The organism is Microbacterium sp. OR16 (genome assembly GCF_047306725.1).
Lineage (GTDB): Bacteria > Actinomycetota > Actinomycetes > Actinomycetales > Microbacteriaceae > Microbacterium.
The window spans coordinates 725,356-750,998 of sequence record NZ_JAZEXK010000001.1; the positions used below are offsets into that span (position 1 = coordinate 725,356).

The window sequence follows — 25,643 nt, forward strand, 5'->3', positions numbered from 1 at the left end:
CGACGTCGATTCTACCGAGCGCTCGCTGAGCGGGCCCGGTGACCGGCCGTGGTTATCCGGATGGCAGTGACGCGGCGTTCACGACTCCAGCAGCCCGCGGATGTCGTCGGCCGTGAGCGCCTGCGAGAACAGCGCCTCGTCGTCCATGACCGCGGTGAACAGGCGGGCTTTGCGCTGCTGAAGCGCCAGGACCTTCTCCTCGATCGTTCCCGCGGCGATCAGGCGGTACACGATCACCGGCTGCGTCTGTCCGATCCGGTGCGTCCGGTCTATCGCCTGTGCCTCGGCCGCGGGATTCCACCACGGGTCGAGCAGCAGCACGTAGTCCGCCTCGGTGAGGGTGAGCCCGAACCCCCCGGCCTTCAAGCTGATCAGGAACACCGGGGCGTCACCGGAGCGGAATGCCGCGATGACGTCGTCCCGTCGTCGAGTGGACCCGTCGAGGTATTCGTAGGCGATACCCGCGGACTGCAGCCGCTCGGCCGCCAGCTCGAGGTACGAGGTGAACTGGCTGAAGACGAGGGCGCGGTGCCCCTCAGCCCGCAGCTCCCGCACGTGCTCGAGCAGGACGTCCAGCTTCGCCGACGACGCATCCTCGGCATCCGGGTCGATCAGCCGTGGCGACAGCGCGAGCATCCGCAGCATCGTGAGAGAGCGGAACACGATGAATCTGTTGCGATCGAGATCGGCCAGCAGGCCGAGAACCTTCTGGCGCTCCCGCTGCAGGACGGTGTCGTAGAGGGCCCGGTGCGCAGGGCTCAGGTCGACGAACAGCTCCTGCACCTGCTTCTCAGGCAGATCGCTCGCGACCAGCTCTTTGGTGCGTCGCAGCATGAGAGGCCGGATGCGGTGGCGCAGCCGCTCGAGTCGCCGCTGCCGGTACGGGGCGCCCTCCTCGTTCTCGGGCACCTTGCCCCGCTCGATCGGCTGCACGTACTCGTCGCGGAACCGCCGCTTCGACGGGAACAGTCCCGGCGCGGTCAGCGCGAACAGCGCCCACAGGTCAGTCAGGCTGTTCTCGAGCGGCGTGCCCGTGACGGCGATCGTGACGACCGATCGCAACTGCCCGATCGCCTGGTGCACCTTCGTGGCGGGGTTCTTCGCGAACTGCGCCTCGTCGATGATCACCCCCGCCCAGTCGATGCCCTGATACTCCTCGGCATCGAGCCGAAGCAGCGTGTACGAGGTGACGAGGATGTCGGCGCCGGCGGCCATCGCGCCGATCTCGTCGGCCCGCCGCGATCCGGTGCCTTCGACGACGCTCACCCGCAGGTCGGGCGTGAACCGGCTCGCCTCGCTGCGCCAGGTCCCGAGCACCGAGGTGGGCGCGATGACGAGGAAGGGACGCTTCTCTCCCACCTCTACGGCGTGCGCGATGAGCGACAGCAGCTGAAGGGTCTTCCCGAGACCCATGTCGTCGGCGAGGATGCCTCCGAGCCGATGCCGCCAGAGGAACGCCAGCCAGTCGAGTCCCTGCTGCTGATACGGACGCAGGTGAGCGCGAAGCCCGCCGGGCGGCGGGGTGTGCGGCACCCGATCGATGCCACGCAGGCCCTCGGCCACAGCTCGCCAGCCGACCGCCTGCTCGGATTCGTCGGCGAGATCCTCGAAATCCTCCCAGAGCGCGGTCTGATAGCGGCTGATCCGCGGGCCGGTCTCCCATTCAGTGAGCGCGCCGGCCTCGTCGATGAGCTCGCGCAGCTGCTGGAGTGCGGGATGCGCGAGCGAGAAGTACGTGCCGTCGACGAGCATGAGTTTCGTGCGCCGCATGCTCAGCGCGGTGAACAGCGGCGTGAACGGAATCGAGTGTCCATCGATCTTCACCAGCACGCCGAGGTCGAACCAGTCGGCGTCGGTCGATTCGACGGTCGATACCGAGATCTCGGGCGTGCCGGTCAGTTCTCGGTATCGGGTTCGGCGCCCGGTGACCACGACCTTCACCTCGGACGTCTCGAAAGCCGGCAGCACGTGCGCCGCCCACTCCGCGGCAGCGAGCTGTTCGAGTTCCGCGCGATCGCGGAACGCATCGTGGGCGGCAGCTGCCCAGATCGCCTCGATGTCGCGGGAGCGCCGCTGCTCGGCATCCGGATCGCGAAAAGGCTCCGAGCCGCCCGTGAATGCGACGGAGCCCTGACCTGCGTACTCCCACTCGAAGCGGTATGCGATGCGGTGGCCCGAGCGGAAGGTCACGCGCAGCACCGGCGCGGGAACGGCGAGGGAGGGCAGGGCGAGGCCCTCCGGCGCCGTTACGACGGTCTGCCTGGCGAGAGCGGGATAGGCCTCGGCGAGGAACCGTTCCTTATCCTGCGCCGGTACATCGATCGGAGCGGGCGCGTTGATGGCATTGAGAACCGCCGGCGCGAGCCCGATGGGCGCGATGGTCACCTCGAGACCCGAACCCACGAGTTCCCACCGGTACAGTCCGATGCGGCCGATCGGGCGCAGGTGCGCCGCCGGCGCCGCCTGCCCGTCGAGCACCGCGTCGACGCCGACGGCGAATCCCCCGCCGTCGGCGGGGTCGATGCGAAGACCGATCGCCGCCCCTTCGGCGAAGCGGACGGCGGTGTGCTTCTGCGTCGGGATGATCGGGATGCCGAGGCCCGCCAGAGCATCGACGTGCTGCCAGAGCAGCGGCGTCTCGACCCTGTCGAGGGCGATCCAGTCACCCGCTGTGCCGGAGAGCAGCGAGTCGCGCGCGATGTTGAGGAAGTCGGTGAACCAGCGCGCCTGGTCGGCATCGAAGCGCGCCGACGAGCGCCGCACGGAGTCCCATGAGACATCGCCGTGAATCCACCGGCCCGTCGACGCGCTGCGCATGAGCGGGCGGACGCAGAGCAGGATCTCACCGTGATCGCCCGCGAGATCTCGGGGTGTCGCGGTCTGCAGGGCAGCCGGGCCCCACCGATCGAACGAGTGGCGGGGCCGCGTGCGCAGTTCGATTCCCAGCGCGAGGGGAAGCGCGGTCGGCGCGGGCGCAGCGCTCAGCAGCGCACGCCATGCGGGCGGCGGCGCCGGCCTCGCGAAGGCACCGAACTGCTCCCACGGCTCTCGGGGAGGCGGCGGCGCAGGCATCGTCATCGCTTGTGACGGCGGCTCTGCGCGCAGCCTTTCATCGGAGACGGCGCCGATGACGACGGCTGCGATCGCGTGCTTGCAGGCCGATGCGACCGGGCACGTGCAGCTGGTCGTCATGATCCGCTGCCCGTCGAATCGCACCCGGCAGCGATAGGGGGCGGCTTCGCTTCCGAGCACCTCGGCGGTGAGCGTCTGCGCTGCGGCATCCCACCGCGCATCGACGACGCGACCGCGGCGGGCGTAGTCGAGCCCGCGCTCGTAGCCGCCGTCTCCCGCCAGATCGCGCAGCGCCGCTGCGGAGGGACGGGGAGAGCTCATGACAGCATCCTCCCCGTCACCACCGACACTCGGTCAGCGCCGCCTGCGATTCAGATGGAACGTGCGATGCGCGCGAGCACGCCGTGCACGAAGGCGCCGGAGTCCTCGGTCGACAGCTCCTTGGCCAGCTCCACTGCCTCGTCGATCGCGACGGCCGTGGGCACCTCGTCGTTGTAGACGATCTCCCAGGTGCCGATGCGCAGCAGGGCGCGGTCGACGGCGGGCATCCGGTCGAGCTTCCAGTCGTTGCTGTGCGTGGTGATGTGCTCGTCGATCTCATCGCGGTTGTCGATGATGCCGTCGACGATGTCACGGGCGTACAGCCACGACGCCTCGCGCGCGGGCTCGCTGGCCGCGCGCTTGGCGGCTGCGGCGAGCACGACCGAGAGCTCCTCGCCGCGCACGTCGGCCGAGAAGAGGATGTCGAGGGCGCGCTTGCGCGCCTTGGTGCGAGCGCTCAAGGTCAGTCGTTGACCCGGCCGAGGTAGTCGCCCGTGCGGGTGTCGACCTTGACCTTGGTGCCGGACTCGAGGAACAGCGGAACCTGGATCTCGTAACCCGTCTCGAGGGTGGCGGGCTTGGTGCCGGCCGACGATCGGTCGCCCTGCAGGCCCGGCTCGGTGTAGGTGACCTCGAGCACGACCGAGGCCGGCAGCTCGATGTAAAGCGGGTTGCCGTTGTTCAGGGCGATCTGCACCTGCTGGTTCTCGAGCATGTAGTTCTTGGCGTCGCCGACGGTGGCCGCGGGGACGTTGATCTGGTCGTAGTCCTCCTGGTCCATGAAGACGAAGCTGTCTCCGTCGGTGTACAGGTAGGTGAAGTCGCGACGGTCGACGTTCTCGATCTCGATCTTGGTGCCGGCGTTGTAGGTCTTGTCGACCGACTTGCCCGTGACGACGTTCTTCAGCTTGGTGCGGACGAAGGCGCCACCCTTGCCGGGCTTGACGTGCTGGAACTCCACGACGCTCCAGAGCTGTCCGTCGATCTTGATGACGACGCCGTTCTTGATGTCTGCGGTGGATGCCATGGTGATGGGGGTCCGTTCATTCAGAAGCTTCGAAGGCCGGGCGCGGTTGCGCGCAATGAGGTGGCCGAGAAGCGATTCTATCGGATGCCCCGGATCGGGCGATCAGATCCGCGGCGCACTTCACGTCTCCACCTCTCGCGACCGGACCACTCCCCCACCGACCTCCGGTCGAATCGGCTGCGGCACCGCACTGCGTCGTCCGAAACCCGCCAGCATTCGGCATCCGACCGCGATGGACTGAGCAGATGGACAACAGACACAGACATGCCCAGGCGATCACCTTCCGTGCTCTGCACTTCAACCCAGGACAGCCACTTCTCCTCGCCAACGCGTGGGACGCTGCCAGCGCGCGGCTCATCGAGAGCGCCGGCGCTCCGGCGATCGCGACGACCAGTGCGGGGGTGGCATGGTCACTGGGCTGCGCAGACGGTAACGTCCTCGCTCGCGAGGAAGCGATCGCCGCGGCGGCTCGTATCGTGGCCGCCGTCACGGTGCCGGTCACCGTCGACGTCGAAGCCGGATACGCGGACAGCGCAGCCGGCGTCGAGCGTACGGTGGCGGATGTCGTGGAGAGCGGTGCGGTCGGGATCAACATCGAGGATGGACTCCTGCACCCCGGGGACATGGCCGACCGGATCAGCGCCGCTCGGCGCGCCGCGGCCCGCTCGGGTGTGCCGCTGTTCATCAACGCCCGCACCGACGTCTTTCTCGGGGGCGTCGCCGCTCCCGCGGAGCGCTTGGCAGAGACGCTGCGGCGCGCGCGCCGCTATCTCGACGCCGGAGCGGATGGCGTGTTCGTTCCGGGCGTGGTCGATGTCGACACGATCAGGGTGCTCGTGCAGGAGGTCGACGGCCCCGTCAACGTCATGGTGGGACCGGGCGCGCCCACCGCGGCGGCCCTGTCTCGGCTCGGCGTCGCCCGCGTGAGCGCCGGATCCGGCGTGGCCCAGGCGTCTTACGCCGTCGCGCATCGGGCCGCCGCTGAACTGCTGACCACGGGCACGCACGCTTCTCTGGCTCCCGCTGTGGATTACGCCGCGATGAACTCGCTGTTCTAGCTAGTCCCGAGGTGCGTCGGCGCGGTGTCCGAGCTGAGCGCGCGACGGACGCACGCGGGATCAGATCCGCGCCGACCTGTTCAGCGAATGGCTGCGCGGTGTCGGCACGCCGACCACGGTGAAGACGAAGGTCTTCGTCACCGTGCCCGTCCAGCTCCGCGCCGGCGAACCCGTCCCCGTCGAGCAGGCGTCGATCGTGGGCGGCGACACCATCGACCCACTCACCGACAAGCAGATGTTCCTCGACGCCCAAGGGTTCCGCCGCGTGATCACCGACCACGTCAAGCGCGTGGTCGTCGACATGGACCGCCGCGCCTACCGCCCTACCCGAGCGCAACGCCAATGGCTGACACTCCACCACGGCACCTGCTCCCGCGACGGGTGCACCCACCTCGCCGTCGACGCCGATCTCGATCACGACCGTCCCTGGGCTGGGGCGGCACCACTGACCTCACCCAGCTCCGGCCGCTCTGCCCGCGCGACCACACCATGCGATATCGCACCCGCGTCCGCTATCGCACACGGCCCGACCGCACGGTGCAGATCGTCTCCCCCACCGGTTACGTCAGCACCGCACCGCCGCCCTTCTGACACGCTCAGACACCGGCTACGGTGAGCGCATGGAAGAACCGTCGCCGGATCCGACTGGCACGTGTCGCACGCCTCGCACTCTGTGGCCTGCGCAAGACCGGCATCTGCAGTCGACCAGGCCACCCCGGCTCCCCGACGGGCGGCGCCTGATCCGTGTCTTCCCGGAGTGGGGCACCGAGCTTCCGCTGTGGGAGAGCTTCACCGACCATTATCTGGTCGAGCGTGGCATGTTCCCGATCTCGGATGCGCTTCTCGACGCGCTTGCGGAATGGAACGCACACTGGCAGAACAGGCCCGAAGATGCTCCAGTCGCGGACGAGGAGCAATGGCTGGCGACTGGGCGCTCACTCGTCCGGCAGCTGCGTACCGAGCTGCACGGCATCGCCGAGATTCGCGCCGAGTTCGACCGCTGAGTCAGTTGAATGATCTCGAACCGCCGCGACTGCGTCGATCTCCACGAGCTGGTTGTCGTAACCCAGCACGGTGACCCCGAGCAGCGTGCTCGGGACGGCGTGCTCACCGAAGGAATCGCGCACGACTTCCCAGGCTGCGACGAGGTCAGACTGCTCGGTGGACGCGACCATCACGCGGGTGCTGACGACGTCGTCGATGTCCGCACCGGCCTCAGCAAGCGCGATGTTCATGTTCTCGATGCATTTGGCAGCCTGGGCGGCGAAGTCGCCCACGCCGGCGGTCGATCCGTCTTCGTTCAGCGGACACGAGCCGGCGAGGAAGATCAGGCGGGCGTCAGCGGCGACAGTCGCGGCATGTGCGTACTCGGCTGCATCAGACAGTCGGGCGGACCGGATTAGGGTGACGGCTCTGGGCAAGACAGGTCCTTCCGTATCGAGGCGGTTGCGCTCGCACATTGTCAGAGGCTATCTCGAAGCGCGGCCCGCCGAAGTTGCTCGTTTCGTCAGCGCTTTCGGCCGTGGCGGCGACGTGCGGACCACGGCCCACTGCGCTCCGTCGAACGCCTGTTGTAGTCGACGCCACCGCTAGGCTCGCCGCCATGACCACCGGGAACGACGACTCCGATGCCCCTTGTGTGTTCTGCGATATCGTCGCCGGTCGTATCCCGAGTGAGCGCGTTCACGAAGACGAGACGACACTCGCCTTCATGGACACCGATCCTGGCACCGAGGGGCACCTGCTGGTGGTGCCCGAACGGCACAGCAGGGACTTGCTCGAGGTGCCGGATGGCGATCTGACCGCCACCATGCTGGTCGCGCGCCGAATAGCACGGGCTGTGTACGCGGAGTTGGGCGCGGAGGGTGTCGATCTGCTGAATTGCTGTGGCGAGGGAGGTTGGCAGACCGTGTTCCATTTCCACATCCACGTGATCCCGCGATACCGCGACCCGAGCAGAGAGCCGTACGTACCCGGGATGCCCTCCGACCCGCAGGTCAGAGCACGCTGCGCGCGCCTGCTGTCAACTGGGCTGCGAACCTCTCGATGACTGAATCATTTCCCACGCGTGCTGCAATCGACGAGCATCTGGTCCGCGGGCTCCTTCGCGAGCAGTTCCCGCAGTGGGCCGATCTGCCCGTCCGCCCGGTCGCCGAATCTGGAAACGACCACCGGATGTTCCGGCTGGGGCCGGTCATGACGGTCCGTCTGCCCGCGCGCCCCGCCTACGTTCCGCAGGTCGCGAAGGAGCAGCAGTGGCTGCCCCGACTGGCCGCCGCGCTCCCGCTGCGCGTGCCGCGGGTCGTCGCGCCTGGAATCCCGTGCGAGCTCTTTCCAGCACCGTGGTCGATCTACGGCTGGATCGACGGGCATCGACCCGAAGCCGCGCGGCTCCGCGACGATGCGGCGGCAGCCGCCGATCTCGGCGCGTTCCTGACCGAGCTGCAGCGCGTTGACGCAGCCGACGGCCCGACACCGGGGCAGCACAGCGTCTGGCGCGGCACCGCCGTCTCGCACTGGGATGATCAGGTGCGCAGTCGCTTCGCACTGCTCCCTTCTCGGCAGCGTGACCGTGCGGTCGGGCTGTGGCGTGACGCGGTCATGTCACCCGATCACGGCCGGGGCGTGTGGGTGCACGGCGATGTCGCGATCGGCAATCTGCTGGTCGATGATCGCGGCGCGCTGTCGGCCGTTCTCGATTTCGGATGCTCCGCGGTCGGTGACCCGGCGTGCGACACGGTGATCCACTGGACGCAGTTCCGAGGACCGGCGCGCCGATCGTTCCGCGAGAGCCTCCCTCTCGACGAGGGCGTGTGGGCGCGGGGTGCCGGATGGGCTTTGTGGAAGGGCCTGATCATGCTCACCAGCGTCACCCCCGGCGAGTCGGACTTCGCCCGTCGCGTGCTGCATGAGCTCCTCGGCCCGGAATGATCAGGGCGCGCCGACTTGCCGGGCGGGGGCCTCAGAATCGCGCCGAGAACGCGCCGTCGGTATGCAGCAGCTGGCCGCTTATCCAGCGGCCCTCGTCCGACAGCAGGAACGAGGTGATCCCTGCGATGTCCCGCGGCGTGCCCGAGCGACCGAGCGGATGCTGCGCGGTCAGGGCGCGGCGAGTCTCATCGTCCATCCAGCCCGTGTCGATCGGCCCGGGATTCACAACGTTCGCAGATATCCCGCGCGGCCCCAGCTCTCGCGCGGCGGAGATCACGATGCGATCAAGCGCACCCTTCGACGCCCCGTACGGCAGGTTGCCCGTCACGTGATCGCTCGTGAATGCGACGATCGCTCCCCCGGTTTCACCGGCCTGGCGCGCGAAGGCGGCGATCAGGAGCAGAGATGCGCGAGCGTTCACCGCCACGTGCTGGTCGAAACTCTCGGCGGTGGTGTCGAGGATGCCCGACTCCACATCGTGGGCGTGGCTGAGCACCAGAGCCGAGATGGTTCCGCGCTCGTGCGCGATCGTCTCGATGAGAGCGGCCGGCGCCTGGGCATCCGAGAGGTCGCATGGATAGTCTCCGGCATCGAGATCGCTGGTCACCACCTCCCACCCGTCGGCGCGGAGCCGAGGAACGATGCCGGCACCGATGCTGTTCGAACGAGCGGCTCCGGTGACCAGCGCGAGGGGCATGCGTCGACGCTAGCAGCCCGACACGGGCCGGGAGCGCGGGTTCTGCATCGGCCCCTGTACAGCAGCAGGCGTCGCGTGGTGGACTGGCCGCGTGAGCTTCTTCCCGCCTGATCCCCCGATGCCCGAGCAGGATGACGACGAGTCGCCTCAGCCGCGCTGGTGGCAGGCTCCGGAGACCGAGCTGCCGATCCTCGTCGCCGCGCCCGAGATCCTGGCCGCCACCGAGCATGTAGCCGTCGCAGTCGCCGGCGTCGCCGTGTACTCGGACGGCATCGAGCTCCGTATAGAGCGGCGTCTGCGCCGCAATGGCCTCGCCCTCAGGGAGTGGAACGAGCTGACGGGCGCTTTCATGGAGCACATGCCCTACGGCTCGACCGACCCGGGCGGGCGCTTCCGCGTCGGCTTGGTGCTTGCCGACGGAACGAAGGTGACCGACGCCTCCCCCTTCTTCGGCGGCGGTGATCCGATGGCCGAACCAGACGAGTACATGCTCAGCCGGCGTGAGCAGGGCGGTGGCGGCGATGCGCATGCCTACTCGACGGCCGATCATCTCTGGCTGTGGCCGCTGCCGCCCGACGGATCCATCGACGTGGTCATGCAGTGGCCGACTCTCGGCATCGGCGAGACGCGCGTGCGCCTCGACGTCGGCGCGGTGTCGGAGCTGAGCACGCGAGCCCGTCCCTTCTGGGCCGACTGAGGTCAGAGCAGCGCAGCCAGCTCCCGCACGGCCCGCGCGTACCCGTCGATGCCTTCGCCGACGACGCGCACGGCGGCCACGTCGTGAAGGTAGGAGAAGTGCCGGAACTTCTCCCGGGCGTACACGTCCGAGATGTGCACCTCGGCGAACGGCAGGGCGACGCCGGTCAGTGCGTCGCGCAGCGACACCGACGTGTGCGTGAGCCCTCCCGGGTTGATGATAATGGCCGCGCAGTCCTCTCGGGCCGCGTGGATCGCATCGATCAGCACGCCCTCGTGGTTGCTCTGCAGCGCCCGCAGCTCGTACCCGGCCTCGGCCGCCGCGGCCGCCGTGAGCTGCTCGACAGCCGCCAGCGTCGCGCTGCCGTACACATCGGGCTCGCGAGTGCCGAGCAGATTGAGGTTCGGACCGTTCAGCAGCATCAGCCGACGGGCATCGGTCATCCCGCCACCTCCTGGTAGGCGGCGAACATGAGCGACTCGTCCGGCGCCTGCACGACAGTGGGCTTTGCGATGTCGTCGAGCAGGATGAACCGCAGCATCCCGCCCCGCGCCTTCTTGTCGCGCTGCATCGTGGCCAGCAGCTGCTGCCACGCTCCCCCGCGGTATGTCGTCGGCAGCCCGAGCGACTCGAGCACCGAACGGTGCCGATCGGCTCCGGCGTCCGAAAGCCTGCCGGCCAGTCGCGACAGCTCGGCGGCGTACATCATGCCGATCGAGATCGCCGCTCCGTGTCGCCACTGATAGCGCTCGGCGTGCTCGATCGCATGCCCCAGGGTGTGCCCGTAGTTGAGGATCTCACGCAGGCCCGCCTCACGGAAATCATCCGAGACGACCTTCGCCTTCATGTCGATCGCGAGTTCGACCGTGCGACGGAACTCGTCGGTCGTCGGGTCGACCGCCCGCTCGGGCGAGGCCTCGATGATGTCGAGGATCTCGGGCGCCCAGATGAACCCCGCCTTCACGACCTCCGCGTATCCCGCGGTCGCCTCGTTGGCGCTGAGGCTCTGCAGCTCGTCGAGATCGCCGATCACGGCGCGCGGCGCCCAGAACGCACCGACCATGTTCTTGCCCTCGGCGGTGTTCACCCCGGTCTTGCCGCCGACGGCGGCGTCGACCAGGCCGAGAACGGTCGTCGGCACCTGCACGACCTGCACGCCGCGAAGCCAGGTCGCGGCGACGAAGCCAGCGACATCCGTCACCGAACCTCCGCCGTAGCCGATCACAGCGTCGGTGCGCGTGAAGTCGGCCTGACCCATCACCTGCCAGCAGAACGCTGCGACTTCGATGCGCTTGCCCGCCTCGGCATCCGGGATCTCGGCGAGCAGCACCTCGAGGGCGCCGTCCGACATGAGTCGCTCGCGCAGCTCGGCCGCGCGCTTGCCGAGCGTCGGCGGATGCACGACGAGCACCTTGCGCACGGCGGGATCGAGAGCCGCGCGCACACCGTCGAGGATGCCGCGCCCGACGGTGATGTCGTACGGCGTGCTTCCCGAGACGCTGATCGTAGTCGTGGTCATGGCTGCTTCCTCCTCCAGGCGGCGATCTCCTCCGCCAGTGCCCGCATGGGTCTGCGTGATGTGTCGACGGTGAGGTCGGAGACGTCCTCGTACCAGTGCCGTCGCTGGTCGAAGATGGTGCGCCACCGGGCGACGGGGTCGTCACCGGCGAGCAGGGGGCGCCCCGCTCCGGTGATGCGGCGTTCGACCGCCTCGGCGGTGACGGTGAGGAAGACGACGGGGTGCCGGTGAAGGAGGGCGCGGGTATCGGCATCCGTCACCGCTCCCCCGCCCAGCGAGACCACACCGCCCTCCGCGACGGCCGTCGCGACGGCCTCGCGCTCGAGCTCGCGGAAGCGTGCTTCCCCGTGTTCGGCGAAGATCTCGGGGATCGGCCCGTGCTCCGCCGCGATCCGCTTGTCGGTGTCGATGAACGGAACATCGAGCATCCGCGCGACCTTGCGGCCCACACTGGTCTTGCCTGCGGCCATCGGGCCGACCAGCACGAGCGTCAGCGGATGCTCAGACGAGCTCATCATGGGCGAGCAGCGCCGCCTCGGATGCGGGCGCGGTGCGCAGCGACTCGGGGATCGCCGCCACGTACGAGTCGAGGTTGCGGCGGGTCTCGCGGATGCTGTCGCCGCCGAACTTCTCGAGCAGCGAGTTCGCGAGCTCGATGGCGACCATCGCCTCGGCGACCACCCCTGCGGCGGGCACGGCGCAGACGTCAGAGCGCTGGTGATGCGCGGTCGCAGTCTCGCCGGATGCGACGTCTACGGTGCGCAGCGCGCGTGGAACCGTGGCGATCGGCTTCATCCCGGCGCGGATGCGCAGCACCGTGCCGGTGCTCATTCCGCCCTCGATGCCGCCGGCCCGATCGGATGCCCGGGTGATGCCGTCAGCTGCGGCGAACAGCTCGTCGTGTGCAGCCGAACCGCGGCGGCGCGTCGTCTCGAACCCGTCGCCGACCTCGACGCCCTTGATCGCCTGGATGCTCATCAGCGCCTGCGCGAGCCGGCCGTCGAGCCGTCGATCCCAGTGCACGTGCGAGCCGATCCCTGGCGGAAGACCGTAGGCGAGCACCTCGACGATGCCCCCGAGCGTGTCGCCGTCCTTGCGGGCGGAGTCCACCTCCTCGACCATGCGTGCGGAGGTCTGCGCGTCGAAGCAGCGCAGCGGATCGGCGTCGAGAGCGTCGACGTCGTCCGGAGTCGGCAGCGCGGCATCGGCCGGAGCCTGCACCGGGCCGATCGAGAGCGTGTGGCTGACCAGACGGATGCCGAGATCCGCGAGGAACGAGCGAGCCACGGCGCCGAGGGCGACACGGGCCGCGGTCTCGCGTGCGCTGGCCCGCTCGAGGATCGGCCGCGCCTCGTCGAAGTCGTACTTCTGCATGCCGACGAGGTCGGCGTGACCGGGACGCGGGCGGGTGAGCGCCGCTCCCCGTCCGCGGGACTTCTCAGTCAGCTCGGTGGGTGCGGGATTCATCACCTCGGTCCACTTCGGCCACTCGGTGTTGCCGATGCGCAGCGCGATCGGGCTGCCGAGGGTGAGACCGTGGCGGACGCCGCTGGAGATGGTGAGCTCGTCCTGCTCGAACTTCATGCGCGATCCACGGCCGTAGCCGAGCTTGCGACGCTGGAGGTCGGTCTGGATCGCCTCGGCCGTGACCGTCACACCGGAGGGCAGGCCCTCGACGATGGCGATGAGTTCGGGGCCGTGCGATTCGCCGGCAGTGAGCACGCGGAGCATTGCTCTAGTCTCCCACGACGGCCGACCGCATGATGCCGACTGTGACGGCCTCATCGGGCAGCTGCCGCTGCGGATCGCTGTCGCGGAAGATGCGGATCTGGCGGACGGCCTGGAACAGCAGCATCTCGAAGCCGGAGATCACGTTGGACGACGGCCAGAGGGCTGCGAGAGCCGACGGCCACGGCGCATAGGCGGCTTCGAAGAGGGTGCCGCCGACGGCCGCGAGCGGCATCGCGATGTCGGCGTCGAGCACCGTACCGCTCGGCAGCGTCGCGACCGTCGCATCGACGTCGGATGCCGGCGCCGCGAAGTCGGCGGTGTTCAGCTGCACCCCGAGGGCCTCGGCGGTCGGGCGCAGCCGGTCGACCGCCTCAGGGCGCCGCGCGCGGAACTCGATCTCGGTCGCACCGAGGTCGCTCAGCGCGACCAGCGCGGATGCGGCGGTCGCCCCCGAACCGAGGATGCGGGCGCGACGAACACCGATGACACCGGCGTGCGCGAAGGCGTCGACGATGCCGCCCACGTCGGTGTTGAAGCCGCGCACCGTCTCGCCGAGAAGCAGCGTGTTCACCGCGCCCGTGAGCGCCGCATGCCGGTCGAGCTCGTCGGCCGCATCGTGCGCGACCTCCTTCAGCGGCATGGTCAGCGACAGCCCCCGCCACGAGTCGTCGAGCGACGACAGAGCGGGAAGGAAGCCCGCCTTGTCGACCTGCCGCCGCTCGTATGTCCACTCGAGGCCGAGATGGCGGTAGGCGGCGGTGTGCAGCTGCGGCGAACGGCTGTGCTCGATGGGATCGCCCCAGACGGCGAGGCGAGTGCGCCCGGACATGTCAGCAGCCCGTGTAGTCGGGGTTCGCCGCGCACCACGCGCGCATCTTCTTGATGCCCTGCTGGTGCTCCTCGTACGTCTCGGAGAACTGGGTCTCACCGGTGGACATGTCGATCGTGACGAAGTACAGCCACGGGCCGTCTGCGGGGTGCATGGCCGCATCGATGGCGGCGTCGCCCGGGTTCGCGATCGGCGTCGCCGGCAGGCCGGTGATCACGTACGTGTTCCACGGGTTGTCATCGTGCTGCGCGGCCTCGGAGGTGCTCGCCTTGCCGGCGTGCAGTTCGCCGTAGCCGTACTGCGCGGTCGAGTCCATCTGCAGCATCATGCCGTCGGCGACGCGGTTCGCGATGACGCGCGATACCTTGGCGAAATCGGCGGTGCGCGCCTCACGTTCGATGATCGAAGCGATGGTGAGCACGCGCTGCGCGTCTTCGGCAGGGACGCCGGCCTTCGCCAGCGACTGTCTGGTGCGATCGACCATCGCGGCGATCGCGTCCTGCGCGGTGGCGCCGGGATCGAACGTGTAGATGGCGGGGAACAGCCATCCTTCGAGGTTCTGTGCCGAGACGCCGTAGACGGACGGATCCTGAACGGCGGCCTGCAGCTCCTCGAGAGGTATCCCCACGCCTTCGGCGATTCGAGGCAGCGACGACACGACGGTGCTGCCCTCGGTGATGCGCACGGTGTTGGCCATGCGGTTCTCGGGGTTGCTGAGCGCCTTCAGCGCCGCCGCAGCGGTCATCTTCTGCTGCAGCTTGTACACGCCGGGATAGAAGGTGACATCGGGATCGTTCTCGATCAGGTAGTCGTAGAACACCCGGTCGGTCTTGGTGACCTTCGCCTGGAACAGCGCCGTGGACACCGGAGCGCCGGTGTCGCCCTTCTTGATGGTCACGAACGCCTCGCCCGTGGCGATGCCCGATTCGTAGTCCTTCGGCTCACCCCAGCCCATGATGTCGTCGATCTGGGTCTGATACGTGTTGTAGACCCAGACCCCCGCACCCGCGATGACGCCGCCGATCACCAGCAGCACGATCAGAGCGATCAGGCAGCCCCGACCCCGACGCCGGCGGGGCGCGTGCGTCGCCGCCTCGGGGGCGAACAGCGCGTCGAGCGACTGCTGCTCCGACTCCTCCGGCCCGCTCGCGATGCCGGCCTCCGGCGCTGCGGCAGCGCGCTCGGCTTGCGCCTGCGGCTCGGTCACCTGGTCCCCGGACATCGGCTGATCCGACGTCCGCTGATCCGACGTCCGCTGCTCCGAGATCGGCTGACCCGACGGGCGCTGGTCCGACGGACGCTGCTCCGAGGCTCCGCGGGCGGCGGCTTCGCGCAGTGCCCGGCGTGAGCCGGGCGCTGGCTCGTCACGCACCTCTCGTCCGGGCGACGGCGTCGACGCGGTGGGCACGTTGTCGAAGAAGTCGCCGAGTGAGTCGGATCTGCGATCGTTCGGGTCAGACATCGCGCGGGGGCTCCTGGGCAGAGGGGATCAACGCACCGGCGGGCTTTCCAGTGCTCTTCTCGGTGTCCACGGCATGCTGCAGCAGCACCACTGCGGCTACTTGATCGACAATGCTACGAGACTTCTTCTGCGTTCGCCCTGACGCGCGCAGTGCCGTGTGCGCGCTGACGGTGCTGAGTCGCTCATCGACCATCCGGATGTCGAGGCCGCAGCGGCGCTGCAGCTCTTCGGCGAAGTCACGAGCGTCTGCGGTCGACAGCGTCTCCTCGCCGCGCATGTTCACGGGCAGACCCACCACGACCTCCAGCGGCTCCCACTCGGCGATGAGCTCGAGGATGCGATCGATCGACGCCTCCGACCGCGGCACCGTCTCCACCGGCACGGCCAGCATGCCGTCGGGATCGCAGCGCGCCACGCCGACGCGCGCCTTGCCCACATCGATGCCGATGCGGGTTCCGCGGCGGAAGCCGCTCACGCTCCTCCGAGCTCCGAGACGATCGCCGAGAGCGCGGCGTCCAGAGCCGAGGCATCCGTCCCCCCGCCCTGAGCGACGTCGTCTTTCCCACCCCCGCCGCCGCCGAGCATGCCGGCGGCGATGCGCACGAGTGCACCGGCCTTGGCGCCGGCTGCGCGGGCGGCATCGTTCGTCGCAACCACGACGATCGGGCGACCGCCGACGATGCCTCCGAACGCCACGACGGCAGCGTCGGAGCCGAGACGCTCGCGAACGCTCAGAGCGAGCGTGCGGATGTCGTCGGCGGAGCCGACCTCGCCGAGCGACGCGGATGCCACGCGGTAGCCGCCGACCTGCACGGCTGCCTCGACGAGAGCCGGGACGCGCCCTTCGCGCTCCTTCGCCTCGAACTGCGCGATGCGCTTCTCGGCTGCCTTCAGATTCGCCTGCAGCTCCTCGATACGGGCGCCGAGCTGGTCGCGTGGTGCCTTCAGCGCCGAGGTCAGCTGCGATACGACCGTGCGCTCGGCGGCCAGCTCGCGGAAGGCGTCCTGCCCGACGAGAGCCTCGATGCGTCGGTTGGACGCACCCACGGACGACTCGCCGACCAGGCTCACCAAGCCGATCTCCGAGCTCGTGGTCACGTGCGTGCCTGCGCACAGCTCGCGCGACCAGGGACCGCCGATGTCGACCATCCGGACCACGTCGCCGTACTTCTCGCCGAACAGCGCCATCGCGCCGGCCTCCTTGGCCTCATCGAGTGAGACGATGCGGGTGGTGACCTCGAGGGCGTCGTTCACCGCGCGGTTGGTGATCTCCTCGATCTCGGAGCGGGTCTCGAGCGACAGGGGCTGCGACCACGAGAAATCGAAGCGCATGTAGCCCGCACGGTTGAGCGAGCCGGCCTGGGTCGCGGTCTTGCCGAGCGTGTCGCGCAGAGCTGCGTGCACGAGGTGCGTGGCCGAGTGGGCCTGCCGAGCCGCACGCCGGTTGGCTGCGTCGACCACCGTGGTCGCGCGATCCTCCACCGAGATCGTGCCGGTCGCCACATGCACGGTGTGGCTGATGAGACCGGGAACCGGACGCTGCACGTCGAGCACGTCAAGCTCGAACCCGGCGCCCACGATCGTGCCCTTGTCGGCGACCTGTCCGCCCGACTCGGCGTACAGGGTCGTCTCGGCGAGGATGACCTCGGCGATCTGGCCCTCGGTGGCGCTCTGCGCGGGGGCACCGTCGACGATCAGTCCGAGCACACGGGATTCGGTCTGCAGGTCGGTGTAGCCGGCGAAGCCCGTCTCGCCCAGCGCACGGAACTGCCGGTACACCGAGACGTCGGCGAGCTGACGCTTGCGGTTGCGTGCGTCGGCCTTGGCGCGGTCGCGCTGCTCCTTCATGAGCGCGTCGAACGCGGGGCGATCGACGGCGAGCCCTGCCTCCTCGGCGACCTCGAGGGTGAGGTCGATCGGGAAGCCGTAGGTGTCGTGCAGCAGGAAGGCCTCGGAGCCGCTGAGGGTGGCCCCGCCCTTCTGCTTCGTGTCGTCCAGGGCGAGATCGAGGATCGTCGAGCCCTGCGCAAGCGTGCGGCGGAAGGTCTCCTCCTCGGCGAACGCGGCCGACGAGAGCGTCGACCACTCCGTCTCGAGCACGGGGTAGGCCGACTTCATGGCATCCCTCGAGGCCGCGAAGAGCTCGGGGAATGATGGTGCGTCCACGCCCAGCAGGCGCATCGATCGCACCGTGCGACGCATCAGGCGGCGCAGGATGTACCCGCGACCCTCGTTGGATGGGCGCACGCCATCGGAGAGCAGCATGAGCGACGAGCGCACGTGGTCGGCGATCACGCGGAACCGCACATCGTCTTCGTGGACGGCGCCGTACTTCCTGCCGGAGAGCTCGACGGCGCGATCGAGGACCGGTCGCACCTGATCGGTCTCGTACATGTTCTCGACGCCCTGCTTCAGGAAGGCGACGCGCTCGAGACCCATGCCCGTGTCGATGTTCTTCATCGGCAGCTCGCCGACGATGTCGAACTCGGTCTTGCTGCGGACGTTCTCGACGAACTCCTGCATGAACACGAGATTCCAGATCTCGAGGAACCGCGAATCGTCTACGGCTGGTCCGCCGTCCTTGCCGTAGGCGGGCCCGCGGTCGAAGAAGATCTCCGAGTCGGGGCCGCCGGGGCCGGGCTGACCCGTGTTCCAGTAGTTGTCTGCGCGGCCAAGTCGCTGGATGCGCTCGGGCTTCAAGCCGATGATGTCGCGCCAGATGGCCTCGGCCTCGTCGTCGGTCTCGTAGACGGTGACCCATAGGTCCTTCTCGTCGAAGCCGAGCCCGCCGTCGGCCTCGGAGGAGGTGAGCAGCTCCCAGGCATAGCGGATCGCGCCTTCCTTGAAGTAGTCCCCGAACGACCAGTTGCCGAGCATCTGGAAGAACGTGCCGTGGCGCGCGGTGCGCCCGACCTCTTCGATGTCGTTGGTGCGGATGCACTTCTGCACGTCGGCGATGCGCGGATGCGGAGCGGGTACGACACCCGTGAGGTACGGGATCATCGGCACCATGCCCGCGACGGTGAAGAGCAGCGACGGGTCGTCGCTGACCAGGGATGCCGAGGGGACGATGAGGTGGTCGTTCTTCTCGAAGTAGTCGAGGTAACGCTGCGCGATCTCCGCAGTTTTCATAGAGCTCGTGGCATTCCTTGCGTGGGAGCGCCGCGTCGGTGCGCGCGGCGGGTGGGAATCGGGTTCAGTCGTCTGCGGGGTCGGACAGGCGGGCTTCCTGCTGCCGATACGCGTCGCCGATGACGGCGGTGACCTGCGACAGACGGGCGTCGAGGTCGGCGAAGATCTCCTGTCCGCGAGGGTCCTTGTTCATGAAGTGAGCGGCGACGAAACCGCCGATCACGCCGAGCAGGAACCAGGACAGTCTCTTCATCGCTCCATCCTACGACGAGAGGCGCCGGGGAATCCCCGACGCCTCTCGTGTGGATGCTGATATCAGCGGGCTGCGTAGTACTCGACGACGAGCTGCACTTCACAGGTCACGGGGACCTCGGCGCGCTTCGGACGACGGACCAGGCGGGCCTGCAGCTTGTCGAGCTCGACCTCGAGGTAGCCCGGGACCGGGGGCAGGACCTCGGCGTGGCCGCCGGCTGCTGCGACCTGGAAAGGCTCGAGAGCCTCGGACTTGGCCTTGACGTGGATGAGCTGACCCGGCTTCACGCGGAACGACGGGCGGTCGACGAGCTGACCGTCGACCAGGATGTGACGGTGCACGACCAGCTGGCGAGCCTGCGCGGTGGTGCGGGCGAAGCCGGCACGCAGCACGAGGGCGTCGAGACGCATCTCGAGCAGCTCGACCAGGTTCTCACCGGTCAGGCCGTCCTTGCGGCGGGCCTCGTTGAACGCGATGCGCAGCTGCTTCTCGCGGATGCCGTACTGCTCGCGCAGACGCTGCTTCTCACGCAGACGGACGGCGTAGTCGCTGTCGGCCTTGCGCTTGGTGCGGCCGTGCTCGCCGGGAGCGTAGGGACGCTTCTCGAGGTAGCGGGCGGCCTTCGGGGTGAGCGGGATTCCCAGCGCACGGCTGAGACGGACCTTGCGGCGGTCCTGGGACTTCGTGACCACGAAGTGTTCCTTCCGTGACGTGGACGCGTCTTTCGCGCCTCACGGGCGTATCGCCTCGCTTCCTCCTTCGCGACGCGCACGCCGGGGCGCGACAGGAAGTGGTGCAGGAGAGAGGGATGCCCGAAAACTCGGTTTCGAGCCGCTCAATGCTAACAGATCGGGCTGGGCGCCTCAGTGATCGTCGAGGATCCTGCGGATCCGCTCCAGGCGTGGCGCGATGTCGCGTTCGGCGCCGAGGTTCTTCGGCTCGTAGTACCGGCGTCCCACGAGCTCGTCGGGAAGGTACTGCTGAGGAAGGATGCCCGCATCGCTGTCGTGCGGGTATCGGTACCCCTTGCCGTGACCGAGGCGTTTCGCACCGGCGTAGTGCGCGTCACGCAGATGAATCGGAACGCGCCCGAACCCACCAGAGCGCACATCGGCGATCGCCTGGTTTATCGCGGTGTAGGCCGCATTCGATTTGGCGGTGGTCGCGAGGTAGATGGTCGCCTCGGCCAGGGGGATGCGGCCCTCGGGCATCCCGATGAAGGCGACGGCGTCGGCGGCAGCCGTCGCGATGCTCAGCGCCTGCGGGTCGGCGAGACCGATGTCCTCGGCGGCGGAGATGACCAGGCGGCGGGCGATGAACCGCGGGTCCTCCCCCGCCTCGATCATGCGCGCCAGATAGTGCACCGCGGCGTCGGGATCGGAGCCCCGGATCGACTTGATGAAGGCGCTGATCACGTCGTAGTGCTCGTCGCCCTGCCGGTCGTACCGCAGCAGCGCGCGATCGACCGCCTGCGCGACGTCCTCGTCCGAGACGACGACCGCGCCGTCCTCCCGCTTCGACAGCGCGACAGCCGCCGCCGCCTCGAGCCCCGTGAGGGCGCGACGGGCGTCTCCCGAGGCGAGCCGGATCAGCGCCGCGCGCGCGTCATCGGAGACAGAGACAGCTCCTGCCAGGCCGCGCGCGTCGCCGACCGCCCTGTCGAGCAGCACGCCGATGTCGTCGTCGGTGAGCGGCTTGAGCGTCAGCAGGAGGGATCTCGACAGCAGCGGGGAGATCACCGAGAAGGAGGGATTCTCGGTCGTCGCGGCGATCAGGATGACCCAGCCGTTCTCGACGCCGGGCAGCAGCGCATCCTGCTGCGCCTTGGTGAAGCGGTGGATCTCGTCGAGGAAGAGGATCGTCGTCTGCCCGTACAGGTCGCGCTGCGTGACCGCCTCCTGCATGACCTCGCGCACATCCTTCACGCCGGCCGTGATCGCCGACAGCTCGACGAACCGGCGGCGCGACGAGCGGGCGATCGCCTGCGCCAGGGTCGTCTTGCCCGTGCCAGGCGGCCCCCACAGGATGATCGACACCGCCCCGGGTGCCTTGGCATCCGGATCGGCGAGGGCGACGATCGGCGATCCTGCACGCAGCAGATGCTGCTGCCCTGCGACCTCGTCGAGGGAGACCGGTCGCATGCGCACGGCGAGGGGGGTCTGTCCCGACAGGAGGGGCGCGGAGGTCATGGATCCAGGCTAGTCGGGGGGGGCGCACACGAGGCCGTGCCCGGGTAGGCTCGCTCACGACCGGACCAGGAGGACACCCATGGCAGCACGCGGATCCCGCACCCCTCAGCGCACCCGCACCGAGGCGGAGCGCGCTCGGCTGTACGCGGCGCGCAGCGCCTGGAACGCCAAGACCATCCGGCGCCGCCGCCGCGACACGATCGTGGCCACCGTCGTCGGCTCGCTGATCGTCGCGGGTGCCGTCGTGAGCCAGGCCGTGCATGCTCAGACCGCTGCGCCAGAGCCCACTCCGACCGACACGTCGACTCCCGTCCAGACTCCTTCTCCGGCACCGTCCGACAGCGCCTCACCGGACGCGACGCCCAGCGCCGAGCCGACGCAGACGTCGGGCGAGTGAACTAGGCTGAGCAACGTCCTTTCCCCCTCCCGCGGAGCGACCGCGCAAGGAGAACATCGTGTCTGACAACGACGCCCCCACGCCCACCCCTCCTGTTCCCGGCCCGCCCGTTCCGGCACCGCCGCGCAAACCGATGCCCGCCGCGGCACCGGCTTCAGCAGCCGCCCCCGCCGTCGCGCCGGTCGCCTCCGACGCCGCCGAATGGGGTCGCGTCACCGAGGACGGCACGGTCGAGGTGCGGGAAGGAGACGCCTGGCGTGCTGTCGGTCAGTACCCGGACGGCACCGCTGAGGAGGCGCTGGCTTACTACGCCCGTAAGTACGATGATCTCGCCGTCAAGCTCGGCACGCTCGAGACCCGCGCACAGAGCGGCGGCGCATCGGCATCCGACCTGACCAAGCAGGCCACGCACCTCAAGGGCGAGGCCACCGACGCCGCCGCCGTGGGCGATCTGGTGTCGCTCCGCGAGCGCATCGAGACGCTGCTCGCCTCGCTCGCCGATGCGGCGGCACGCGAGGCCGCGGCCGCCAAGGAGGCACTGGACGCCGCCATCGCCGAGCGCACCGCGATCGTCGAGAAGGCCGAGGCGGTCGCCGGTCGCGACCTGTCGAAGGTGCAGTGGAAGCAGGTCACCGCGGAGATGACCGAGCTCTTCGACGCCTGGCAGGCGCACCAGCAGAATGCGCCCCGCCTGCCGAAGGGCGTCGCGCAGCAGCTCTGGAAGCGCTTCCGCGACGCGCGCACGACGGTCGACAAGGCGCGCCGCGCGTTCTTCTCCGAGCTCGACGACGCGCACCGCACCGCTCGTGACGCCAAGACCCGTCTCGTCGAGCGGGCCGAGGCTCTCGCCCCGCGTGGCGTCGACGGCATCCCCGCGTACCGCGACCTCCTCGACGCCTGGAAGGCATCGGGGCGGGCGGGCCGCAAGGCCGATGACGCGCTGTGGGCGCGGTTCAAGGCGGCAGGTGACGCACTGTACTCGGCACGTGCCGAGCAGGCCGCCGCCGAGGAGGCCGACTCCGCGCCGAAGATCGAGGCCCGCGAGGCGCTGCTCGAAGAGGCGAAGGCCGTCGCCGACGAGCCGAACCTCAAGCGCGCTCGCGCCCTGCTCACCCGCATCCAGCGGCAGTGGGACGAGGTCGGTCGCATCTTCCCGCGCGAGAAGGAGCGGGCGCTCGATGACCGCATGCGGTCTATCGAGCAGGCGCTCAAGTCGCGTGAGGACGTCGACTGGAAGAAGAACAACCCCGAGACGAAGGCCCGCGCGAACGACATGAGCTCGCAGCTGCTCGAGGCCATCGAGAAACTCGAGGCGGAGCTCGCAGCCGCGGAGGAGTCCGGCGACAAGCGGGCCGTCAAGGAGGCCACCGAGGCGCTCGCCGCGCGTCGCTCCTGGCTGAGCGCACTGGGCGGCTGAACCGCGCAGCCGACCCGGAGTCGGCCGTTATCCACAGTATGAGCCGCGGCGCCCCTCTGACGGGCGCCGCGGCTCATACTGTTCAGCGTGCATCGCGCTCTGTTCTACCGTCCGGGTGATCGGCTGACCCTGCCCGAGCTGAGCGCCGCACGACTCGATGGCGATGTCGTCGAGGTCGGCGAGGGGTACATGCCTGCGGACACGATCGAGGGAGCCGGCGCGCGGGCACTGAGTCTGTCGCCCCTCGTCCCCGCGGGAACCGCGGTGAGCGGGGCGAGCGCGGCCTGGGTGCACGGAGCCGGCGACGCTCCCCCGCGCGTGCATCACGTGTCGCGGATCAGTGCCAGCCGTCAGCGCGTGAGTCCGTCGACACGCGTGGTGCACCACGAGAGACGTCTGGCCGCCGATGAGGTGGAGGTGGTCGGGGGTGTCTGGGTGCAGACGCCGGAGGCGGCCGCTGTGGCGCTGCTGTTCAGCTCGGCGCGCTCGCCGGAGGACGAGCGCTGGCTGCATGCGCTGATCCGCCTGCGCCCGGGCCTGGCCGACGCGGTTCGTGAACGTGTGCTGCCACTGGGCAGGCGCCCCGGCGCCGCCCACGCCAGACGCATACTCGAGAGCTGGCGAGTCAGGATGTCGTGACGCGGTACACGTCGTAGACCGCGTCGATGCGTCGCACCGCGTTGAGCACGCGGTCCAGGTGCACCGAGTCGCCCATCTCGAAGACGAATCTGCTGAGCGCGAGACGCTCGTCTGTGGTCGAGACGGTCGCCGAGAGGATGTTCACGTGGTGCTCGCTGAGCACGCGCGTGACGTCCGAGAGCAGTCCCGAGCGGTCGAGCGCCTCGACCTGGATCTGCACGCGGAACACGCTCTTGGTCGTCGGCGCCCACTCGACGTCGATGAAGCGCTCGGGGTCCGATCCGAGGGCCTTGACGTTGACGCAGTCCTGCCGGTGCACCGAGACGCCGCTGCCGCGGGTGACGAACCCGACGATGGGATCGCCCGGAACCGGCGTGCAGCAGCGTGCCAGCTTGACGAGGATGTCCGACGCGCCGCGTACCAGCACGCCGGAGTCGCTCGTGCGCGGCTCGCGCGCTGCGGCGCGACCGGGCAGCTCGATGGCGCCCGTGCTGGTGTCCTCATCGGCTGCGACGAGAGCGGTGACCTTCTCGAGCACCGACTGCGTGGAGACATGCCCTTCGCCCACCGCGGCGTACAGGCCGGAGACGTCCTCGTAGCGCAGCTGCCGGGCGACCTCGGCGAACGACTCCTGGTTCATGAGCCGCTGCAGGGGCAGGTTCTGCTTGCGCATCGCCCTGGCGATCGACTCCTTGCCCTGCTCGATCGCCTCTTCGCGGCGCTCCTTCGTGAACCATCCCCGGATCTTGTTGCGCGCGCGAGTGCTCTTGACGAAGCTCAGCCAGTCCTGGCTCGGGCCGGCATCGGGGTTCTTCGAGGTGAAGACCTCGACGACGTCGCCGCTCTTCAGCTCGGTCTCCAGCGGCACGAGCCGTCCGTTGACCTTGGCGCCCATCGTGCGGTGCCCGATCTCGGTGTGCACCGCGTACGCGAAGTCGACGGTCGTCGCCCCGGTGGGCAGCCCGATGACGCGCCCCTTCGGGGTGAAGACGTAGACCTCCTTCGCGCCGATCTCGAAGCGCAGCGAGTCGAGGAACTCGCTGGGGTCGGCCGTCTCGGCCTGCCAGTCGGAGATGTGCGCGAGCCAGGCCATGTCGGCGTCGGCGGCGCGGGCATCCACCTTGCCGCCGTTCATCCGCTCCTTGTACATCCAGTGCGCCGCGACGCCGAACTCGGCCTGCTGGTGCATCTCGTGCGTGCGGATCTGGATCTCCACCGTGCGGCCGGACGGGCCGATGACGGTCGTGTGCAGCGACTGGTACAGGTTGAACTTCGGTGTCGCGATGTAGTCCTTGAACCGGCCGGGCAGCGGTGTCCACCTGGCGTGGATCGCTCCGAGCACCGCGTAGCAGTCGCGTACCGAGCTCACCAGCACGCGGATGCCGATCAGGTCGTAGATGTCGTCGAACTCGCGGCCCCGCACGACCATCTTCTGGTACACCGAGTACAGCTGCTTGGGGCGGCCGACCACCTTGCCGCGGATGCGCAGTTCGCGAAGGTCCTCGTTGATCGACTCGACGACGCTCTGCAGGTACTTCTCGCGCTGCGGGGTGCGCTGCGCGATCAGGCTGTTGATCTCGGCGTAGATCTTCGGGTGCAGCACCGCGAACGAGAGATCCTCGAGTTCGGACTTGATGGTCTGGATGCCGAGCCGATGCGCGAGCGGCGCGTAGATCTCGAGCGTCTCCTTGGCCTTGCGCGCCGACTTCTCGGGCGGCACGAAGCCCCAGGTGCGCGCGTTGTGCAGCCGGTCGGTGAGCTTGATCAGCAGCACCCGGATGTCTTTCGACATCGCCACGATCATCTTGCGGACAGTCTCGGCCTGCGCGCTCTCGCCGTACTTGACCTTGTCGAGCTTGGTGACGCCGTCGACCAGCATGGCTACCTCGTCGCCGAACTCTGCCGTCAGCTCGGTGAGCGCATAGCCGGTGTCCTCGACCGTGTCGTGCAGCAGGGCTGCGGCGATGGCGCGCGGACCGAGGCCGAGCTCGGCCAGGATCTGCGCCACGGCGAGCGGATGCGTGATGTACGGCTCGCCGCTCTGGCGGAACTGGCCCTCGTGCTTCTCCTTGGCGACCCGATAGGCACGCTCGATGACGGGCAGGTCGCCGCGCGGATGGTTCGCGCGGACGGTGCGGATGAGGTTGTCGAGGTCGTTGACCCTGGGGGCTCGGGAGAAGATGCGCGGCACCAGCCGGCGCAGGCTCGACACCTGCGTAGTCGCCTGAGGATCCGCCATCTTCTGCTCCCGTTCCCGATCAGATCATCCTAC

The 25,643-nt window shown here is 69.0% G+C and carries 25 protein-coding genes and 1 pseudogene; 8 read left to right on the top strand and 18 right to left on the bottom strand.

From position 1 onward, the window contains the following. Window positions 1–78: 78 nt before the first annotated feature. From V2S05_RS03530 to efp, 3 genes are read right to left on the bottom strand one after another with little or no spacing between them, the layout of a single operon-like run. On the bottom strand, window positions 79–3,393 hold the full coding sequence (locus V2S05_RS03530) for an SNF2-related protein (protein WP_413633915.1): 3,315 nt from the start codon (window positions 3,391–3,393) through the stop codon (window positions 79–81). Window positions 3,394–3,443: 50 nt separating this feature from the next. Then, window positions 3,444–3,854 carry a transcription antitermination factor NusB gene (gene nusB / locus V2S05_RS03535; RefSeq protein ID WP_099195950.1) on the bottom strand — a complete coding sequence of 137 codons (411 nt, stop codon included), beginning with the start codon at window positions 3,852–3,854 and terminating at the stop codon, window positions 3,444–3,446. Between the two features lie 2 nt (window positions 3,855–3,856). Then, window positions 3,857–4,420 (bottom strand): elongation factor P, encoded by a 564-nt coding sequence (efp, locus tag V2S05_RS03540; protein ID WP_413633917.1) that lies wholly within the window; start codon window positions 4,418–4,420, stop codon window positions 3,857–3,859. A gap of 245 nt (window positions 4,421–4,665) precedes the next feature. On the opposite strand from efp, the gene V2S05_RS03545 reads away from it, so the two are divergent. Further along, window positions 4,666–5,478: an isocitrate lyase/PEP mutase family protein gene (locus V2S05_RS03545; protein ID WP_271637602.1), complete on the top strand. Its 813-nt coding sequence runs from the start codon at window positions 4,666–4,668 to the stop codon at window positions 5,476–5,478. Between the two features lie 60 nt (window positions 5,479–5,538). Here the strand turns inward: V2S05_RS03545 and V2S05_RS03550 are convergent, their stop codons facing one another. Then, entirely contained in the window at window positions 5,539–5,691 is a 153-nt protein-coding gene (locus tag V2S05_RS03550; RefSeq protein ID WP_413633919.1) for a hypothetical protein, read from the bottom strand. Between the two features lie 407 nt (window positions 5,692–6,098). Here V2S05_RS03550 and V2S05_RS03555 point away from each other — a divergent pair, with 407 nt between their 5' ends. Further along, window positions 6,099–6,482 (top strand): hypothetical protein, encoded by a 384-nt coding sequence (locus tag V2S05_RS03555; RefSeq protein WP_413633920.1) that lies wholly within the window; start codon window positions 6,099–6,101, stop codon window positions 6,480–6,482. A gap of 12 nt (window positions 6,483–6,494) precedes the next feature. On the opposite strand, the pseudogene V2S05_RS03560 reads toward V2S05_RS03555, so the two are convergent. Next, window positions 6,495–6,899, bottom strand: a pseudogene (locus V2S05_RS03560) (RidA family protein); the annotation flags it as partial. Window positions 6,900–7,081: 182 nt separating this feature from the next. Between V2S05_RS03560 and V2S05_RS03565 the strand changes: the two are divergent. Together V2S05_RS03565 and V2S05_RS03570 are read left to right on the top strand one after the other, a co-directional pair. Continuing rightward, window positions 7,082–7,528 (top strand): HIT family protein, encoded by a 447-nt coding sequence (locus tag V2S05_RS03565; RefSeq protein WP_413633921.1) that lies wholly within the window; start codon window positions 7,082–7,084, stop codon window positions 7,526–7,528. Beyond that, complete coding sequence (locus V2S05_RS03570) at window positions 7,525–8,409, top strand: aminoglycoside phosphotransferase family protein (RefSeq protein ID WP_413633922.1); 885 nt, start codon at window positions 7,525–7,527, stop codon at window positions 8,407–8,409. Before V2S05_RS03565 ends, V2S05_RS03570 begins: the two co-directional genes overlap by 4 nt. Window positions 8,410–8,440: 31 nt before the next feature. Here the strand turns inward: V2S05_RS03570 and V2S05_RS03575 are convergent, their stop codons facing one another. Continuing rightward, the gene (locus V2S05_RS03575; RefSeq protein ID WP_413633923.1) at window positions 8,441–9,106 is read right to left on the bottom strand and encodes an SDR family oxidoreductase; all 666 of its coding nucleotides are present in this window, start codon (window positions 9,104–9,106) and stop codon (window positions 8,441–8,443) included. A 91-nt stretch (window positions 9,107–9,197) separates the two neighbouring features. Between V2S05_RS03575 and V2S05_RS03580 the strand changes: the two genes are divergently transcribed. Beyond that, window positions 9,198–9,803, top strand: coding sequence for a hypothetical protein (locus V2S05_RS03580; RefSeq protein WP_413633924.1), 606 nt, complete (start codon window positions 9,198–9,200; stop codon window positions 9,801–9,803). A 2-nt stretch (window positions 9,804–9,805) separates the two neighbouring features. Here the strand turns inward: V2S05_RS03580 and V2S05_RS03585 are convergent, their stop codons facing one another. The 11 genes from V2S05_RS03585 to V2S05_RS03635 all read right to left on the bottom strand — a co-directional run bounded on the left by V2S05_RS03585 (window position 9,806) and on the right by V2S05_RS03635 (window position 20,918). Then, window positions 9,806–10,246, bottom strand: a complete 441-nt coding sequence (locus V2S05_RS03585) for a type II 3-dehydroquinate dehydratase (RefSeq protein WP_413633925.1) — start codon at window positions 10,244–10,246, stop codon at window positions 9,806–9,808. Then, window positions 10,243–11,322, bottom strand: coding sequence for a 3-dehydroquinate synthase (gene aroB, locus V2S05_RS03590; RefSeq protein ID WP_413633926.1), 1,080 nt, complete (start codon window positions 11,320–11,322; stop codon window positions 10,243–10,245). Before aroB ends, V2S05_RS03585 begins: the two co-directional genes overlap by 4 nt. Then, on the bottom strand, window positions 11,319–11,837 hold the full coding sequence (locus tag V2S05_RS03595; protein ID WP_413635221.1) for a shikimate kinase: 519 nt from the start codon (window positions 11,835–11,837) through the stop codon (window positions 11,319–11,321). The genes aroB and V2S05_RS03595 overlap by 4 nt, the downstream gene beginning before the upstream one ends. Beyond that, window positions 11,824–13,053 carry a chorismate synthase gene (gene aroC, locus V2S05_RS03600; protein WP_413633928.1) on the bottom strand — a complete coding sequence of 410 codons (1,230 nt, stop codon included), beginning with the start codon at window positions 13,051–13,053 and terminating at the stop codon, window positions 11,824–11,826. The genes V2S05_RS03595 and aroC overlap by 14 nt, the downstream gene beginning before the upstream one ends. Window positions 13,054–13,057: 4 nt before the next feature. Continuing rightward, window positions 13,058–13,882, bottom strand: coding sequence for a shikimate dehydrogenase family protein (locus tag V2S05_RS03605; RefSeq protein ID WP_413633929.1), 825 nt, complete (start codon window positions 13,880–13,882; stop codon window positions 13,058–13,060). 1 nt (window position 13,883) lies between these two features. Then, complete coding sequence (mltG, locus tag V2S05_RS03610; protein WP_413633931.1) at window positions 13,884–15,344, bottom strand: endolytic transglycosylase MltG; 1,461 nt, start codon at window positions 15,342–15,344, stop codon at window positions 13,884–13,886. Further along, a complete protein-coding gene (gene ruvX, locus V2S05_RS03615; RefSeq protein WP_413633932.1) occupies window positions 15,337–15,819 on the bottom strand; it encodes a Holliday junction resolvase RuvX in 483 nt (160 codons plus the stop codon). Before ruvX ends, mltG begins: the two co-directional genes overlap by 8 nt. Continuing rightward, window positions 15,816–18,476, bottom strand: coding sequence for an alanine--tRNA ligase (gene alaS / locus V2S05_RS03620; RefSeq protein ID WP_413633934.1), 2,661 nt, complete (start codon window positions 18,474–18,476; stop codon window positions 15,816–15,818). Before alaS ends, ruvX begins: the two co-directional genes overlap by 4 nt. A 64-nt stretch (window positions 18,477–18,540) precedes the next feature. Then, window positions 18,541–18,729, bottom strand: coding sequence for a hypothetical protein (locus V2S05_RS03625; protein WP_271637594.1), 189 nt, complete (start codon window positions 18,727–18,729; stop codon window positions 18,541–18,543). Between the two features lie 62 nt (window positions 18,730–18,791). After that, complete coding sequence (rpsD, locus tag V2S05_RS03630; protein WP_099196950.1) at window positions 18,792–19,421, bottom strand: 30S ribosomal protein S4; 630 nt, start codon at window positions 19,419–19,421, stop codon at window positions 18,792–18,794. Window positions 19,422–19,592: 171 nt separating this feature from the next. Next, window positions 19,593–20,918: a replication-associated recombination protein A gene (locus tag V2S05_RS03635; protein ID WP_413633936.1), complete on the bottom strand. Its 1,326-nt coding sequence runs from the start codon at window positions 20,916–20,918 to the stop codon at window positions 19,593–19,595. Between the two features lie 79 nt (window positions 20,919–20,997). Between V2S05_RS03635 and V2S05_RS03640 the strand changes: the two genes are divergently transcribed. The 3 genes from V2S05_RS03640 (at window position 20,998) to V2S05_RS03650 (ending at window position 23,371) form a co-directional block, all read left to right on the top strand. Next, window positions 20,998–21,315 carry a hypothetical protein gene (locus V2S05_RS03640; protein ID WP_413633937.1) on the top strand — a complete coding sequence of 106 codons (318 nt, stop codon included), beginning with the start codon at window positions 20,998–21,000 and terminating at the stop codon, window positions 21,313–21,315. A gap of 133 nt (window positions 21,316–21,448) precedes the next feature. Beyond that, window positions 21,449–22,732 (top strand): DUF349 domain-containing protein, encoded by a 1,284-nt coding sequence (locus V2S05_RS03645; protein WP_413635223.1) that lies wholly within the window; start codon window positions 21,449–21,451, stop codon window positions 22,730–22,732. Window positions 22,733–22,819: 87 nt separating this feature from the next. Continuing rightward, window positions 22,820–23,371: an SAM-dependent methyltransferase gene (locus V2S05_RS03650; protein ID WP_413633939.1), complete on the top strand. Its 552-nt coding sequence runs from the start codon at window positions 22,820–22,822 to the stop codon at window positions 23,369–23,371. On the opposite strand, the gene V2S05_RS03655 is transcribed toward V2S05_RS03650, so the two are convergent. After that, entirely contained in the window at window positions 23,358–25,610 is a 2,253-nt protein-coding gene (locus V2S05_RS03655; protein WP_413633940.1) for a RelA/SpoT family protein, read from the bottom strand. The genes V2S05_RS03650 and V2S05_RS03655 overlap by 14 nt on opposite strands. Window positions 25,611–25,643: the final 33 nt, after the last annotated feature.